The 16,299-nt window shown below is 71.1% G+C and carries 10 protein-coding genes and 1 pseudogene; 9 read left to right on the plus strand and 2 right to left on the minus strand.

Annotated features, from left to right (window positions below; all coding sequences use genetic code 11):
- Nucleotides 1–81: 81 nt before the first annotated feature.
- Nucleotides 82–290: pseudogene (locus IG90_RS45500) on the plus strand (hypothetical protein); the annotation flags it as partial.
- Between the two features lie 191 nt (nucleotides 291–481).
- Here the strand turns inward: IG90_RS45500 and IG90_RS0103675 are convergent.
- Both IG90_RS0103675 and IG90_RS39100 read right to left on the minus strand, forming a co-directional pair.
- Nucleotides 482–2,422 (minus strand): ATP-binding cassette domain-containing protein, encoded by a 1,941-nt coding sequence (locus IG90_RS0103675; RefSeq protein WP_030577373.1) that lies wholly within the window; start codon nucleotides 2,420–2,422, stop codon nucleotides 482–484.
- Nucleotides 2,423–2,731: 309 nt separating this feature from the next.
- Entirely contained in the window at nucleotides 2,732–3,367 is a 636-nt protein-coding gene (locus IG90_RS39100) for a hypothetical protein (RefSeq protein ID WP_051860209.1), read from the minus strand.
- Nucleotides 3,368–3,824: 457 nt separating this feature from the next.
- On the opposite strand from IG90_RS39100, the gene IG90_RS0103685 reads away from it, so the two are divergent.
- The 8 genes from IG90_RS0103685 (at nucleotide 3,825) to IG90_RS0103720 (ending at nucleotide 16,218) form a co-directional block, all read left to right on the plus strand.
- A complete protein-coding gene (locus tag IG90_RS0103685; RefSeq protein WP_206433899.1) occupies nucleotides 3,825–5,015 on the plus strand; it encodes a type III PLP-dependent enzyme domain-containing protein in 1,191 nt (396 codons plus the stop codon).
- Between the two features lie 94 nt (nucleotides 5,016–5,109).
- Nucleotides 5,110–6,507 carry a diaminobutyrate--2-oxoglutarate transaminase gene (locus tag IG90_RS0103690; protein ID WP_051860210.1) on the plus strand — a complete coding sequence of 466 codons (1,398 nt, stop codon included), beginning with the start codon at nucleotides 5,110–5,112 and terminating at the stop codon, nucleotides 6,505–6,507.
- Nucleotides 6,504–8,192: a pyridoxal phosphate-dependent decarboxylase family protein gene (locus IG90_RS0103695; protein WP_078585379.1), complete on the plus strand. Its 1,689-nt coding sequence runs from the start codon at nucleotides 6,504–6,506 to the stop codon at nucleotides 8,190–8,192. The genes IG90_RS0103690 and IG90_RS0103695 overlap by 4 nt, the downstream gene beginning before the upstream one ends.
- Nucleotides 8,193–8,419: 227 nt before the next feature.
- Complete coding sequence (locus IG90_RS0103700; RefSeq protein ID WP_051860211.1) at nucleotides 8,420–10,135, plus strand: IucA/IucC family protein; 1,716 nt, start codon at nucleotides 8,420–8,422, stop codon at nucleotides 10,133–10,135.
- On the plus strand, nucleotides 10,132–11,547 hold the full coding sequence (locus tag IG90_RS0103705; protein ID WP_051860212.1) for a lysine N(6)-hydroxylase/L-ornithine N(5)-oxygenase family protein: 1,416 nt from the start codon (nucleotides 10,132–10,134) through the stop codon (nucleotides 11,545–11,547). The genes IG90_RS0103700 and IG90_RS0103705 overlap by 4 nt, the downstream gene beginning before the upstream one ends.
- Nucleotides 11,544–13,037, plus strand: coding sequence for an MFS transporter (locus tag IG90_RS0103710; RefSeq protein WP_033895328.1), 1,494 nt, complete (start codon nucleotides 11,544–11,546; stop codon nucleotides 13,035–13,037). The genes IG90_RS0103705 and IG90_RS0103710 overlap by 4 nt, the downstream gene beginning before the upstream one ends.
- Nucleotides 13,034–14,863 (plus strand): IucA/IucC family protein, encoded by a 1,830-nt coding sequence (locus tag IG90_RS0103715; RefSeq protein ID WP_033893635.1) that lies wholly within the window; start codon nucleotides 13,034–13,036, stop codon nucleotides 14,861–14,863. Before IG90_RS0103710 ends, IG90_RS0103715 begins: the two co-directional genes overlap by 4 nt.
- Nucleotides 14,860–16,218, plus strand: coding sequence for a glutamine synthetase family protein (locus IG90_RS0103720; RefSeq protein ID WP_030577399.1), 1,359 nt, complete (start codon nucleotides 14,860–14,862; stop codon nucleotides 16,216–16,218). Before IG90_RS0103715 ends, IG90_RS0103720 begins: the two co-directional genes overlap by 4 nt.
- The last annotated feature ends 81 nt before the right edge of the window (nucleotides 16,219–16,299 follow it).

Below are 16,299 nucleotides of genomic sequence, written 5' to 3' on the forward strand. Positions count from 1 at the left end.
TACCAGCCCGACCGATTCGCCGACGCTGTCCGATGTCCCCTTCTACGGCTGCCTACCCGCCGAAGTCCCTTCGCCGGGCGTCGCCGCCTCCGTGTCACGGTCCCGGCCGACGTCGCCTCCTTCACCGGACGGGACAATCGCGCGTCGTCGAGCCGGCCGGGCTGGAAGTGCGGTTGGCAGCCTCCAGCGTGGATCCGCGCCTGACGTCCAGGATCACGTTGACCGGAGCCCAGCGCCACGTGGATCACAACATGACACCGGCACGCCACAGCCGGGTGGGAGCCGGTTGATCCGGCATGAACCGGGAGGGCGACAGCGCACGTGGCAGCAGCGGCGGCGCTGCGCACCCGGGGCCGGGAACCCATTGCCGGGCCACCAAAAAGGTAACGAGGGGGCGGACATGAGGAGTTCTGAGAAGGGAGCATCGGGCGCGGGCCGGTGTCTCTGCCCGTAGAACGGTGGCTTGGCGCGGGCTGGGCAATCAGGGGGTGTCGCCGCTCATCCGGCGCTGTAGCTCCCACAGAGTTCGGAACAGCCCTGGCTGCTGGGTGAGCTGGGCGTAGGTGCCCTCCTGGACGATCCGCCCTTCGTTCAACACCACGATCCGGTCGGCGACGGCCACGTTGGTGAGCCGGTGCGTGATCAGCAAGACCGCGCGGTCTTTGGCCAGTTCGCGCAGGCCGGCGAAGATCCTGTGTTCAGCGCGGGCGTCGAGGGCGGCCGTGGGTTCATCCATCACCAGCAGCGCTGCCTGCCTGTGGAAGGCGCGGGTAAGAACGAGGCGCTGCCACTGCCCGCCGGAGAGCTGCTGCCCGCCGAACCATTCGCTGGTCAGGAGGGTGTTCAGGCCGGAACGGAGGTCCGGCAGTATCTCCGCGGCGCCGGAGGACTCGCACGCGGCGAGCAGCGCTGCGTCGCTGGTGTCGCCCTGCCCGAACGTGATGTTGTCGCGCATCGTCAGGGGCAGGTACGTGAACTTCTGCGGCACCAGCGCGACATGCTCCCATGCTCCCCACGGATCGAGGTCCGCCGTGGAGGCGTGGTCCCAGGCCACGTCGCCCTCGGTGGGCAGCAGCAGCCCGCACAGCAGGCGCGAGAGGGTCGACTTGCCGGAGCCGTTCTCCCCGACCAGCGCCACGATCTCGCCGCGCTTCACATGCAGGGAGACGTTGCTCAGACTGTCCTTCGGGGCTCCGTCATAGCGGTATGTGACGTCGCGGACCTCGAAGCGCTCCGGAACAGCAGGGAGGGCGGCGGTGCCGCGGGAGTCTGCCATGGCCTGGCCGTGGGCGTTGTCGAGGAAGTTCTGCCAGTCCTGGACGTACCAGCCGGTGCGCACCAGGCGGGCTCCGCCACTGATGATGCCGCGTACGGACCCGCTGGCCGTCTGGAGGGCGAAGAAGGCGCCGCCCCCGGCTGCCGGGCTCATGCGGCCGGAGGCCAGGAGCCAGATCAGCGCCGCCCACACTGCGGTCGAGGCGATCCCGCCGGCGAGGGCGCCGGCCAGTCCCATCCAGGCGCCCGTGTTCGCTGCCTTACGTTCGGCCGTGTTGACCGAGGCGGCCAGTTTCCGGTACCGGCTGGTCAGGAACGGGCCGGCCAGGCAGGCGCGCATCTCTTCGCTGGACTCCATGTAGGCCATGTGCCAGCGCAGTTTGCTCAGCATCCGGCGCCGCCCGGAGGTCTCCAGGCCGGCGAGGTAGATCACGCGCGCGGATCGGACGTAGGCGGCGGCCTGCGGCAAGCAAGCGAGGAAGAGGAGGGGAAGGAGCAGGGGGTGCAGGACGGTCAGGACGGCCGCACCGGCCGCGAGCGTCGCGGTCGCCGCGAGTACGTTCTGTGCTTCCTCCACCAGGTCGGGGGTGACCTGGGCGCCGCGGTCTGCGATGTCGTAGGCGTCGTTGTAGCCGGGCTTGTTGTTGGCGGCCAGTTCTGCGCCGAGCGCGGCCTCGATCATCGTCAGCTCTGCGGCCCGGCCGAGCACCGGACGAAGCCGGCCGGTCAGCCAGACGGCCGCGATGCCCAGCATCGCGCGCAGTCCGGTGGCGGCGGCGATGACGGTCAGCTGCGGGGCGGCGTCCCACAGCCGCTCGGTGATGTCACCCGAGGAGATCAGTGCAGTGATCGTGCCCGTGACGGCCAAGAGGCCGAGGGCGGCAAGTACGCCCGTTCCCACCTGGCATACCAGTAGTCCGATGGTCGCGCCGCGGTCCACCCGCCACGCCATCTGCACCGAGCGCCGCACGAGTGAGGGCAGGCGCCGCGCCATGGTGCGGGAGGTCAGCTGGGAGCCGGCCTGGAGCTGTGACTCGTCGCGGTAGAGGTATTCCTCTTCTCGAACACTGGCCTCCTGCGGTTTGTCGTCCGGCGCGGTCCCCTTCGGTGGTTGCGGCGGTTGGTCCTGTGTGATGGCCGAGGTCATCGTTCCCCCTTGGACGGTCACTGCGGCAGAGTCGTGAGGTCTAACGACACGGCTGCAATATCGAACACACGTCATTCGGTCGTGCTGGGAAGCCCGCCATTTCCTGCGTGAGGGCACCTTGCAGGTGCGGGGCCCTGGTCTGGCTTGGAGTGGCTCCGGGCGGGAAATGGCCGAAACGCCGACACCGCCGCGCGGCGTGACAGTTCCTCCCGGTCGTCCCGCTTCTAGCGGGGATCTGGTTCGGTCTTCAGTAGCCTTTCCAGCTCTGCACCGGCGTGGGCGACCGCGTCCGTCAGCGCCTCGTGGTGGTCAACGGACAGGATTCCGGATCCCAGTCCGGCTGCGGCGATCACCGCGTTGAGCGTATGGGTCGAACCGGCGTCCAGGGCGGACGCGGCGATGGGGTGGTGCAGTGACGTCGCGGGCGGCGTAGGCGTCGAGCCGGGCCGCCTCGGCGATGGTTTTGGGCAGCATGTCCGCGCACTGCCCGTCGGGGTCCAGGTCGAGGGCGGTCAGGCCCGCCCGGGTCTGGAACACGGCGGTCGACGGATCGGGAGGGGCGAGGAGCATGGTGGCTTCGTCCAGGGTGTGTTCAAGGTCGGTCCGCGCAACCGGTACGCCGACGGGCCGGCAGTGGGCGCGCAGGAGCAGGCCGATGGCGGTCTCCCAAGGTTCCGTCGGTTGGGTGGTGTCGATCAGGTCGAGGGCCTGCTGGCTTCGTCCTTGTTCCATCAGGGCCATGATTTTGATCTGGCGGCCGTCGAGGAGCCGGTTGCCGATGCCGCGGTGCTGGGCCATGGCTTCGGCCGCCTTGGTCCACCGGCCGATGCGTGCGAGGGCGCGGGTGCCGTCGACCAGCAGGGCGACCCACAGCTCCTGGCACACCTGCCGGTGATCGGCTTCGGTGCTGGTCAGCGAGGACAGGTTGATGGTGGTGACCAGCATGCGCCATGAGGAGGAATCAAACGGCCTGAATAGGACTTACGGGAGTCGCCCCCTTGGAAACAATCCAGCAAACCATTAGGTTAGGCTCGCCTAAGTGGTTGGATGTGGCCGTGCGGCTGCCCGACAGTCCGCTTTCCTCAGGGGGAACCGTGCCTCGTTCGAACAGTGCCATTACGCCCAGACCCATGGGTCCACCGACCGGATCGCCGATCGAGCACTACGACGGAGCCGCCGCTGCCGCGCATCCGGGACGGGCCGGGCAGCGATGACCTGGCCGGATCCCGTCTTACGGGCGCCCCCTGGCGCACAACTCCGGCACAGCGCTTTCGCCCGTGGCGATCCTGCGCCACCTCGACCGCCGCTGAACACCTTCAACCTTCCGACCCCGACCCGAGGCAGAGCCGTGTCCATTCAGTTGCCGCCGTCCGCCGCTCCGCGATCCGCCTACCCCGTGGAAGTGCTCCCCGCAGCGGTCCGTCACCGTCTGCTGGAGCTGGCGCAGGCCCAGGCCCCGGTGTCGGCCTACGTGTACGACGGTGCTGTCGCCGCCGAGCGTGCGCGCGAGTTGCGCAGGGCGCTTCCGGAATGGGCAGCCGTCTACTACGCCGTGAAGGCCAACTCCTTCCCGGGCGTCGTCCAGGCGCTGGCCCCGCATGTCGACGGCTTCGAGGTCGCTTCCTGCGCAGAGCTCGAACTCGCCGTATCGGCCAAGCCGGTGGCCGGAGATACCCCGGCCCCGGTGGTCGCCGCCGGGCCGGCGAAATCCGTCCCCGTCCTCACCGCCCTGGTCCGGGCGAAAGCCGAGGCGATCAATGCCGAGAGTCTCCTCGAACTGCACCGGATCAGCCGGATAGCGGTCGGCGAAGGGCTCCGCGCCCGAGTGGCGCTTCGCGTCAATCCCGCGACGATCCCCGTCACCGGCTCGCTGCACATGGGAGGCGTGCCCTCCCAGTTCGGGGTGGCGGAGCCCGACGTGCCCGGGGTGCTGCGTGAGGCCCTACGGCTGCCGGGGCTGGACGTGATCGGCTTCCACATCCACGCCGCGTCCAACAACCTCGATGCCGAGTCCCATGCCGCGTATCTGCGCTGGTGCGTGGAGTGGAGCGTGCGGACTGCCCAGGACAACGGGATCGAGCTGCGGCATATCGACATCGGCGGCGGCATCGGCGTCGCCTTCGAGGGCGAGAAGCCCTTCGACGTCGCCCGCTTCGGTGAACTGGCCGCGGCTGTCGAGGTCCCCGCGGGCGTGAAGGTGGTGCTGGAGCCCGGCCGCTTCCTGGTCGCGGACTGCGGCTGGTACGCCGCCGAGGTGACGGACGTGAAGGAGTCCTACGGCGAGGAGTTCGTGGTGCTGCGCGGCGGCATCAACCACTTCCAGCTCCCCACCTCCTGGGACATCGTCCACAACATGGCGGTGCTGCCCGTGGAGGACTGGCCCGAGGGGTGTCTCCGCCCTTGCGCCGAACAGACGCGTGTGACGGTCGTCGGCGAGCTGTGCACTCCGGAGGACACCCTTCTACGCGATGTCCTGGTGGACCGGATACGCGCCGGTGACCTGGTGGTGTTCCCGTACGCGGGCTCCTACGGCTGGGAGTTCGCCATGCACAGCTTCCTCGGCCACCCCGTCGCCGAGCGCCTTCTGCTCTGAGGCGCCGGCGGCCCCGTCCGGGCCGTACCGGGCCTCGGGTTCCTCGTCGCCACCCGCTCGCTTCCCCACCCTCCCCATCCTGGAGCCGTACATCATGACCGTGCACCCCGCCGAACGAACCGACGCCGAACGCACTACGGGACAGGCCGACGCCATCCTGCGGCGCCAGCGCACCCGGGAGTCCTCGGCCCGCACGTACGCCCGGTCGTTCCCGATCGTTCCGGCCCGCGCACAGGGCATGAACCTCGAGGGCACAGACGGCCGCCGCTACCTCGACTGCCTCTCCGGAGCCGGCACTCTGGCCCTCGGCCACAACCACCCGGTCGTACTGGAGGCCATTCAGCGGACCATCAACAGTGGCGCGCCGCTGCACGTCCTGGACCTGGCGACCCCGGAGAAGGACGAATTCACCGACGCACTGTTCGCCACCCTGCCCAGCGGCTTCGCGGACAAGGCCCGCATCCACTTCTGCGGGCCCGCCGGAACCGACGCGGTCGAGGCCGCGTTCAAGCTGATGCAGACCGCCACAGGGCGGCACGGGCTGCTCGCCTTCACTGGCGCGTACCACGGGATGACGGCGGCAGCCCTGGCCGCTTCCGGCGGTGTCACCACCAAGCAGCCGGTACCGGGGATCGCCGCCGACGTCACCCGGCTGCCCTACCCGTACCCCTACCGCTGCCCGTTCGGTGTCGGCGGGGAGCGCGGCGCGCAGCTGTCCACCGCATACACCGAGCGCCTGCTGGACGACCCGAACGGCGGAGTCGTCCCGCCCGCCGCGATGATCCTCGAAGCGGTGCAGGGCGAGGGCGGCGCCGTACCGGCCCCGGACGCCTGGCTGCGCGAGATGCGGCGTATCACCATGGAGCGGGACATCCCGCTGATCGTCGACGAGGTACAGACCGGCGTCGGACGCACGGGCGCTTTCTGGGCCGTGGAGCACAGCGGGATCGTGCCGGACGCAGTGGTGATGTCCAAGGCGATCGGCGGCAGCCTGCCGCTCGCGGTACTCGTCTACCACGAGGACTACGACGGCTGGCTGCCCGGCGCCCACACCGGCACCTTCCGCGGCAACACCCTCGCCATGGCGACCGGTACGGCTACCCTGCGGTACGTCGCCGAGGAGGGCCTGGCCGGGCGGGCGGCCACCGTCGGCGCCCGGATGACGGACCGGCTGGAAGGTCTGCGGAGCGAACTCCCCGCGATCGGTGACGTTCGCGGTCGCGGCCTGATGATCGGTGTCGAGCTGGTCGACCCCGAGGCCGAACCCGACTCCTGCGGCGCCCGGCCGGTCGCCCCGCGGGTGGCCGCGCAGGTACGGGCCGCATGCCTTGAGCGCGGCCTGATCGTGGAGTTGGGAGGTCGCTACGACTCGACCGTGAGGCTGCTGCCGCCGCTGATCATCACCGACGAGCAGGTCGAAGCGGTGCTGGACCGGCTCACCGACGCCATCGCCACGGTGACGACGCCGCACGTTCCGGGCGGGCGGGCATGACGAGCGAGATACCCGGCCCGGGGCCGGCCACCGGTGACTTCGACGCAGCCCTGAAAACGTACGACGCGGAGACCGCGCCCGGGCAGACCGGCGGAATCCATACGCGCGGCGGATTGAGCCTCGTCCCTGAACCCGCCTCGGCGGGGGCCGGCCCTCTGGGCGAGGCCGTGGCCGGGCTGCTCGGCAGCGCCGCACCGTCGGGCAACCAGGTCCGGAAGACGGCACTGTCCGGAGGCGCGGAGGGCCCCGTCGCACTGGAGCCGCTGGTGCAGGCCGTCCTGGAGGCCCTCGCCAAAGGCGCCGTGCGGCGCGGCGGACCCGTTCCCACCGGGACGCCCGAGGACCTGGCCGCGGAGGTCGCGCGGGTGTTCGCCGAGGCGGACGGCGACGACGCCCTGCACCAGCTGACCGAACTCCTGGCGTACGGCAGCGCCGACCCCGCCGACCCGTCCTGCGCCGCGCATCTCCATTGCCCGCCGCTGGCCGTGGCCGTCGCCGCCGATCTCGCCGTCGCCGCGCTCAACCCCTCCCAGGACTCCTGGGACCAGGCGCCCGCCGCCACGGCTGTGGAGACCTTGCTGCTCCAGGAGTTGGCACAGCTCGTCGGGTACGACCCAGCGGAAGCCGCCGGCGTGCTCACCTCGGGCGGCACCGAGTCCAACCTCATGGGCCTGATGCTGGCCCGCGACCGCGTGCTGGGCCGGGCGGCCGAGCGTCAGATCGAGCTGAGTGGAGTACCGGGCACCGGCCCGCGTCCGCGGATCTTCGCCTCCGCCGCCGCCCACTTCTCGGTCCAGCGGTCGGCCGCGCTGCTGGGTCTCGGGGAGAACGCGGTCGTCCCCGTGCCGGTCGACCGCGAGCTGCGGATGAAGCCGGAGGCGCTGGCGTCCGCTCTGCGCGACTGCGTCGCGCGGGGTGAGGTGCCGGTGGCGGTCGTGGCCACCGCCGGCACCACCGACACCGGTGCGGTCGACCCGCTGCGCACCTGCGCGGCGCTGGCCGCCGAGTACGGCGCCTGGCTGCACGTGGACGCCGCCTACGGCGGCGGCGCACTGCTGTCCGACGAACTCGCCCCACTGGTCGGCGGCATCGCGCTGGCCGACTCCGTATCCCTGGACTGGCACAAGCTGGGCTGGCAGCCGGTCGCCGCGGGCATCTTCCTGGTCCGGCGGGCGGAAACCTACGCCTCACTCGCACGACGGGCGGTGTACCTCAACCCGCAGGACGACGAGGACGCCGGCTACCCCAGCCTCCTCGGCCTCTCGTTGCGCACCACCCGTCGCGCCGACGCCTTCAAGATCGCCGTCACGCTGCGCACACTGGGCCGCGAGGGCCTGGGCCGGCTCGTGGATGCCTGCCATGAGCTGGCGCGCGGCGGTGCGGAGGCCGTACGGGCGCATCCCCGGCTGGAGTTGCACGCCGATCCCGTCCTGACGGCCTTCCTCTTCCGCTACTTGCCCGAGGGCGCCGACCCCGAGCACACCGACCGGGTGAACGCGGCGCTGCGGCGCAGGCTGCTGCGCGAGGGCCGGGCGGTCGTCGGCCGCACCGAGCTCCCGGGCGAGGGGCCGGGCCGGGTCCGCCTGAAGCTCACGCTGCTCAACCCGCACACCACTCCCGCCGAGGTCGAGCGACTGCTGCACGCGGTCGCCGCATCGGGCCAGGCCGAGGAGGAGAACCGGTGAACCGGCCCGACGACGCCCGTACGGCGCGGCCGGCACCGCCCATGGCAGGGGCGCCCGCATCCGGCACCGTACGTCTGGAGGGCACTGCCCCGGCGTCCCCGGACGGGTTGCCGTCCGGGCCCGGCGCCCGGGGGAGTGCTGCTGACATCCCGTCACCCCGGTCTCATGGGACCGGCCCGGACCCGCTGGACGACGCCGACCCCCTCCGCGCGGGAGATGCCGCGGCGATGGAGACGCTGCTGCGCGCCTACGTACGCGAGACCGGCACCGAGGTGCCGGAGACCGGGCAGGCACTGCTGATCGGCCTGCCCGCCAGCCGGCTCACCCTGTTGGTTCCTGTGCGGTACCGGTCGGCCACCGGCTGGCATCGCTTCGGTGCGCCCAGCCTGGTCACAGCCGATGGCGACGACGGCGACCGCCTTCCGGCCGACGCGGCATTGGTGGCGGCGGCACTGATCCGGCAGACCACGCTGGGCCGCGGTGTGCTCCCGCACCACGGGGGCGACGCCGCCGCCCGGGTGCTGAACTCCGCTCGGCGCACCGCCACGCACATCGCCCACCGGCGCGCCGAGGGCGAGCACGGCCAGGGGCCGACGCCGTTCCTCGACAGCGAGCAGGCGCTGTTGCTGGGCCATCCGTTCCATCCCGCGCCCAAGAGCCGCGAGGAGGCGTCGGAGGCCGAGCTGGAGGCGTACTCGCCCGAGCTGCGCGGCTCGTTCCCGCTGCACTGGTTCGCCGCCCACCCGGATGTCGTGGTCGGCGGGAGCGCGGACGGCCGTTCGCCCGCGCAGCTGCTGCGTCCGCTCGCCGCCGGGCTGAAGGTGCCCGACGGCATGGTCGCGGTGCCCGCGCATCCCTGGCAGGCCCGGGAGGTGCTGGCCCGTCCGGAGGTCGCCGCGCTCGTCGACGCCGGACTGCTCCGTCCGCTCGGTGCGGCCGGCCCAGCCTGGTACCCCACGTCCTCGGTGCGTACTGTCCAGCGGCCGGACGCCGAGGTGATGCTGAAGCTGTCCCTCGGTATGCGGATCACCAACTCCCGGCGGAACAACCTGCGCAGCGAGATGCGTCTCGGCGTAAGGGCCACGCAGTTGCTGGCCGCGGGCCCCGGGGACTGGCTCCGTGCCGAGCATCCGGAGTTCGGCATCCTGCGCGAGTTCGCCTGGGTTTCGGTCGGAGTCGAAGGCCCGGAAACGGGTCTGGAGACCGCGATCCGTGACAACCCCTTCCGAGGCGGCGGCAACGGCGCGCCCGAAGGGCTGTGCGTGGCGGGCCTGCTGGCCGAGCGGACCGGTCCCGGCGACGGTTCCCCGCCGCAGCACCGCGCCTTGCTGTGTGAGGCGATCGAGCGCGCCGCCCGCGCGTTCGGCATCCCGGTGGCCGAGGCGTCGGAGCGTTGGCTGGCCCGCTACCTGGATGTACTGGTCGCTCCCCTGATCCGTCTTCAGGCGCGGTACGGCATCGCTCTGGAGCCTCACCACCAGAACACCCTGGTGGCCCTCGACACTCATGGACTGCCCCGCGCGGGCTGGTACCGGGACAGCCAGGGGTACTACCTTGCCGCTTCCCGCGCCGACGACATCGAGCGGCTCCTGCCCGGCGCCACGGATGGCGTCGAGCTGGTATTCGACGACGCCTTCGTCGACGAGCGGGTGGCCTACTACCTCGGCATCAACAACCTGCTCGGTCTCGTCGGAGCGTTCGGCGCGCTCGGACTGGCCGACGAGGGCCACCTGCTGCGCGTCTGCCGCACCGCACTGGAGCGACTGCGCACGGCCGAGCCCGCCGCCAAAGGCCTGCTGGACCTGCTGCTCGACGCACCCGTACTGCGCTGCAAGGGCAACTACCTGACCTGCGTGGACGGGCTCGACGAACTCGTCGGCGACGTCCACACCCAGTCCGTCTACATCGATCTCCCCAACCCCCTCACGGAGGCCCAGCGGTGACCGCCCTCTCGACTTCCGACGACCGGAATCTCCCGTATGACCTGGTCGGCATCGGAATCGGCCCGTTCAACCTGTCCCTGGCCGCGCTGGCGGACGGTGTACCGGGCTTCCGTTCCCTGTTCCTGGACGCCAAGCCGGCGTTCTCCTGGCATCCGGGCCTGCTGATGGAGGGAACGACACTTCAGGTGCCGTTTCTCGCCGATCTGGTCACCATGGCGGACCCGACCAGCCCGTGGTCGTATCTGAACTACCTCCGCTCCCACGATCGGATGTTCAAGTTCTTCTTCTCCGAGCGCTTCCACATTCCGCGCCGTGAGTACGATCACTACTGCCGCTGGGTTGCCGAGCGGCTGCCCTCATGCCGCTTCGACGCCGAAGTCACTGCGCTGGAGTGGGACGAGAAGGCGGACGCGTTCGCTGTCGTGCACCGATCCGCCTCCGGCGCCGAGACCCGCGTCCTGGCCCGCCAGGTCGTGCTGGGTGTGGGCACCAACCCTGTCGTTCCCGAGCCACTGCGGCCGCTGCTGACCGACGCCCACGCGGGCCGTGTGCTGCACAGCGCGGACTACCGCACGTACCGCGCCCGGCTGGCCGCCACCGACGACGTCACGGTCATCGGCGCGGGGCAGTCCGGCGCCGAGGTCGCGCTCGACCTGCTCCGCCACCAGGACGGCGACGGCCAGGGCGGCCCGTACGTCCGCTGGCTGGCCCGCACCACGGCCTTCGCGCCGATGGAGTACTCGAAGATAGGCCTGGAGCACTTCACCCCGGACTACATCCGCTACTTCCGCGAGCTCCCCGAGGTCACGCGCGAACGGCTGGTGCGGGAGCAGTGGCAGCTCTACAAGGGCGTGAGCCAGGAGACGCTGGGGGAGATCTACGACGAGCTGTACGAGCGCACCATCGGGGGTGGCGAGCCGCGCGCCACCCTGCAGCCGGGCGTGGAGATCGTCGCGGCCAAGGCCGACGGTAAGGGGTACCTGCTCACCTGCCGGCCTCAACAGCAGGATTCGCTCTTCGAGGTCCGGACCTCCGCCGTGGTCTCCGCCACCGGCTATACCGCCTCCCGTCCGTCGTTCCTGGAGTCGATGGGCGACCTGGTCGACTGGGACGACAGGGGCCGCTACCAGATCGACGGGGAGTACCGGGTCGCGCTCGACCCGCGGGTTTCCGGCTCGCTCTACGTCCAGAACGCCGAGATGCACACGCACGGCGTGGGCGCTCCCGACCTCACCCTCGGCGCCTGGCGCGCTGCGACCATCCTCAACGCCACGGCCGGACGCGACGTACTGCCCGTTGCCCCGCGGCAGGCGTTCACGACCTTCGGCGCACCGCAGTCGCCGACGTCCGCCCCGCCTGCGACGGCCGTCCCGGACGGGGCCGCGGCCACATCCTCCGGTACGCCGCGATGACGGTTGTGGAACAGGCCGGGACACCGGCCCGGGGTGGAGCGGCACGCCGCGCCAAGACGGTGCTCATATCCGTCATAGGGCTGCACCTGGTCGCCGAGACCGCACTGACGCCGTTCCTCCCTCAGCTGTTCGAGCGGCTGTACGGCATCGAGGACCCGGAAGCGACCGGGCTGTACATCTGGATCTGCCGCATCGTCGGGCTCGCCGCCCTCCCTCTGTGGGGGCTGGCGGCCCGGCGCTGGCCGCTGCACAAGCTGGTGCTGGCCGGGCTGTGCGGGTCCGCCGTTCTTGACCTGCTGCTCGGTCTGGCACCCAGCTATGCCGCGTACACGGTGCTGTCGACGCTCATCGTGATGACCAACAGCGCCCTGCTGCTGGCCTATCCGGCTTTCATCGCCGAGCACGGCGACGAATCGGAGGGCGGCGAGCGGGCCCGGCTGGCCGGGGTGTGCACGCTGGTGGTCGTCTTCCATCTGTCCGTCGTGGTTTCCACGATGGTGGGTGCCGGAGTCCTCGCGCTTCCGGAACCCCGCATCGGTATCTCGGCGTTCGCGGTCCTGGACACGCTCCTGGCGGTGCTGACGTACCGCATCCTGGGCAGGCGCCCGGACGTGAAAGCCGCCGAATCCGCCGAATCCGCTGAATCCGCCGCGGACGGCTCCACGGCCGGCGATGGCCAGGACACCGACGGCGCGTCGGGCACGGCGCCGGACTCGCCCGGCCCGGTCGTGCGCGGGCCGTCAAGCCGCCTCACCTGGTTCACGATGCTCGCCTACGCCGCGCTGATCGGCGTCGCCTTCGACTTCTCGGTCAATGTCGCGCGGCCCTTCTTCACCGAGTTCGCCGACAGCCTCGGCAGCGGATCGGTCGGGTCCGCCGTGCTGTTCTTCCTGCCGAGCGTCTCCGCCCTGGCTGTGCTGCCCCTGGTGCGCCGCTGCCACGACCGGTTCGGTGACCGGCTGCTGCCGCTTGCTCTGGCAGTGGGCGCGGCCGGGATGGCCTGGTCGTGGCTGGCCGACTCGCTGCCCGGCCTGGTCGGCGGCCGGCTGCTGTACGGCGTGGGGCTCGGCCTCGCCCAGGTCGCCGTCGAGCTGCGGATGTTCCGCGCGACCGGCACGAAGGGCCCGGCGTTCACCGCGGTGGAGACTGTCCGGTCCGCCGGTCTGCTCGCTGCGCCGCTGGCCGCCACGGCTGCGGTCTCCCACGACCTGGCGCTGCCCCTCGCTGTCGCCGCGGCCGTGCAGGTATGCGCCGTCGCCCTGTCCGTGCGGCGCTTCCGCAACGCCGCTCCACAAGCCGGCGCGCGGCGGGCGGGACGGGTGTCGCCCGACCCGGACGTGCCCGCGGTCAGGCGTGACGATGTGCCGAAACCGCAGGCCGACGCGACTACGACCAGCATGCCCGCCTCTGTGCGGTCCGGCGCCGTTGATTCCACGCCTTCCCTGATGGCCACCGCCTCCCCCGCGTACTCCGAGGAGAACCACCGATGAACCGCACCAGCCGTGACGCCTGGGCCCAGGCCGGCCGACGACTGCTCATCAAAGCAGTGGAGGAGTTCGCCTATGAGGAGCTGTTCGTTCCCGGACCGGACCCGTCGGCCGGCACCCCGGACGCGTACCGGCTGGACCTGGCCGACGGAGTCCATTGGTCCTTCCGCGCAACACGCGGCACCTTCGGCACCTGGCGGCTCATACCCGGCACCCTGCGGCGCCACCCCGAGCCGGCCGACGGCAGCGTGGCCGGCCCTGAACAGCTGCTGCTCGACGCCCGCCCGGTTCTCGGCTGGGACGGGCCCACCACCGCCGAGGTGCTGCGCGAACTCACCGCCACCCGGCGGGCGGAGGCCGAGGTCATCTCCCGCGCCCTGCCCGCGGCCGAACTCGCCGACCTGGACCACCTCGACCTGGAGGCACATCAGGACGGCCACCCGTGCATGCTGCTCAACAAGGGCCGGCTGGGCTTCTCCGCCTCCGACGCCGCCGCCTACGCCCCCGAGTCCGCCGGTTCGGTGCACCTGCTCTGGGCTGGTGTTCACAGCAGCCTCGCCTCCTACTCCGGGGTGCCCGGTCTCGACGCCGATACCCTGCTCGCCGAGGAGCTCGCCGAGGAGACACGCAAGCAGTTCGGGTCAACGCTCCGGGAGACATGCGCCGAAACCGGTTACGACCCTGCCGGCTTCCGCTGGCTGCCGGTGCACCCCTTCCACTGGGACGAGGCCGTCGCGACCCTCTTCGCCCCGTATCTCGCCGACGGCCGCATCGTGCTGCTCGGTGAGGGCCCGGACCGCTACCGGCCGCTTCAGTCCATCCGCACCCTGGCGAATCTGGACCACCCGCACCGCCGCAACGTGAAGGTGCCGCTGTTCATCCGCAACACCCTGGTCTGGCGCGGCCTTTCCACGAAGCCCACCGAGGCCGCACCCGATGTGAGCGCCTGGCTGCACGCCGTCCGCGATGCCGACCCGTATCTCCGCGACGAGCTGCGCTTCCACCCGCTCGGCGAGGTGGCGGGCGTGGCCGTGCACCACCCGCTGTACGAGTCGGTGAAGGACGCCCCGTACCGCTACCACGAGCTGCTCGGCGCGGTCTGGCGTGAGCCGGTCGCGGCGCTGCTGCGCGATGGCGAGCAGGCCCGCACCATGGCTGCGCTGCTCAAGGTCGGTTCCGACGGGCGTGCACTGGTCAGTGAGCTGGTCGACCGGTCCGGGCTCGAACCCCGCGCTTGGCTGGACCGCTTCTTCCGCGCCCTGCTGCCCGGCCTGCTGCACTACCTCTACCGGTACGGCGTGGCGTACTGCCCGCACGGCGAGAACACGGTCGTCCTCTACGACGCCGCCGACACCCCCATCGGCATTGCGGTCAAGGACTTCGCCGAGGACGTCAACCTGCTGCCCGGCAGTCACCCGGAGTACGCCGGCCTCTCCGATCGTGCCGACTCGTTGCTGCTGCGCTGGCCCGCCGGCGAGCTGGCCCACTCTCTGCTCAGCGCCATCTTCGCCGGTCACTTCCGGTTCTTCGCCCCGCTGGCCGCCGCGCACCTCGGGGTACCGGAGGAGGATTTCTGGGCCATGGTCCGCGCCGAGATCGAGCGCTACCACGCCCGTTTCCCGGAACTGGCCGACCGGTTCGACGACTTCGGCCTGCTCGCCGCGGAGTTCGACCGGGTGGCGCTCAACCGTGAACAGTTGCTCGGCGGTGGCTTCCACGACCGCGCGGAGAAGGACGAGGGCTTCGACGTCGTCCATGGCACCCTCCCCAACCCCCTCGCCACCGCGACCCCGATCGCCGGCCCGCAGGAACTTCAGGAGCAGATATGACCGACTCGCCGTACGAGCGACTCCGCGCCGAGGCCGAGGAGGGACGCGTCGAGGAGGTCATCGTCAGCGTCCCGGACCTCCAAGGCAGGCTCCAGGGCAGTCGCCTGTCCGTGCCGTACTTCCTCGACGAGGCGGCCGAGCAGGGCTTCGGCGCCTGCGTCTATCTTCTTGCCTCAGACGTCGAGATGGGCACCGGATCCGGATACGCCATCGACGCCTGGCAGAGCGGATTCGGTGACTTCGTCCTCCGCCCCGACCCGGCCACGCTGCGCACCCTTCCCTGGGACCCGGGCACCGCTCTCGTGCTTGCCGACGCCGTCTGGCCGAGCGGCGACCCGGTCGAGGTGGCCCCGCGCCAGATACTGCGCACCCAGCTCGACCGGCTCGCCGAACGCGGATTGACAGCCTTCGCGGGCACCGAGCTGGAGTTCCTGATCTTCCGCGGGTCGTACCGTCAGGCGTGGGACCGCCGTTACCACGGCCTGGAAACGGGCACCAGCTACAACGTCGACTACTCCCTCCAGGGTCTGGCCGAGATCGAGCCGGTGGTCCGCCGCATCCGCCGGGAGATGGTGCGCGCAGGGCTCACCATGGAGACGGCCCGGGGAGAGTGCCACGCCGGCCAGTACGAGATCGTCTTCCGCTACGACGAGGCGATGACCACCTGCGACAACCACGTCGTCTTCAAGAACGGCGCCAAGCAGATCGCAGCGCAGGAGGGCGTCGCGCTCACCTTCATGCCCAAGTACGACGAGGGCGAGGGCAACTCCTGCCACATTCACCTGTCGCTGCGCGGCACGGACGGCTCCGCCGTCCTCGCCGACCCGGCGGCAGAGGACGGCATGTCCGACCTGATGCGCCACTTCGTCGCGGGTCAGCTTGCCTGCCTCGCCGACTTCGCGCTGCTGATGGCGCCGAACATCAACTCGTACAAGCGGCTCCAGCCGGGGGCTTTCGCCCCCACCGGCATCACCTGGGGCCAGGACAACCGCACCTGCCCGGTCCGTGTTGTGGGCTCCGGCCACTCGCTGCGGATCGAGCACCGGGTGCCCGGGGGGGACGCCAACCCGTACCTCGCCGTGGCCGCGGCGGTGGCCGCCGGCCTGTACGGCATCGAGAACGGGCTCGACCTCCCGGCGCCGCACACCGCCAACGCCCTGGCCGATCCGTCGGTGCCGCGGCTGCCCAGCACGCTCACCGAAGCCCTGCACCGGTGGGAGAACAGCGAGATCGCCGCCAAAGTCTTCGGCGAGGCGGTCGTCGGCCACTACGCGCAGGCCGCCCGCACAGAACTGGCCGCTTTCGAGACGGCGGTCACCGACTGGGAGCGAGTCCGGGGCTTCGAACGCCTGTGACGTCCTGAGCCTCTGCTACGACTGCGGCCCTGACCACGGAAGTTCCGTGGCCAGGGCCGCAGTCGTAGTGCCTGGTAACGC

This window comes from Streptomyces anulatus (genome assembly GCF_000721175.1).
GTDB lineage: Bacteria > Actinomycetota > Actinomycetes > Streptomycetales > Streptomycetaceae > Streptomyces > Streptomyces anulatus_C.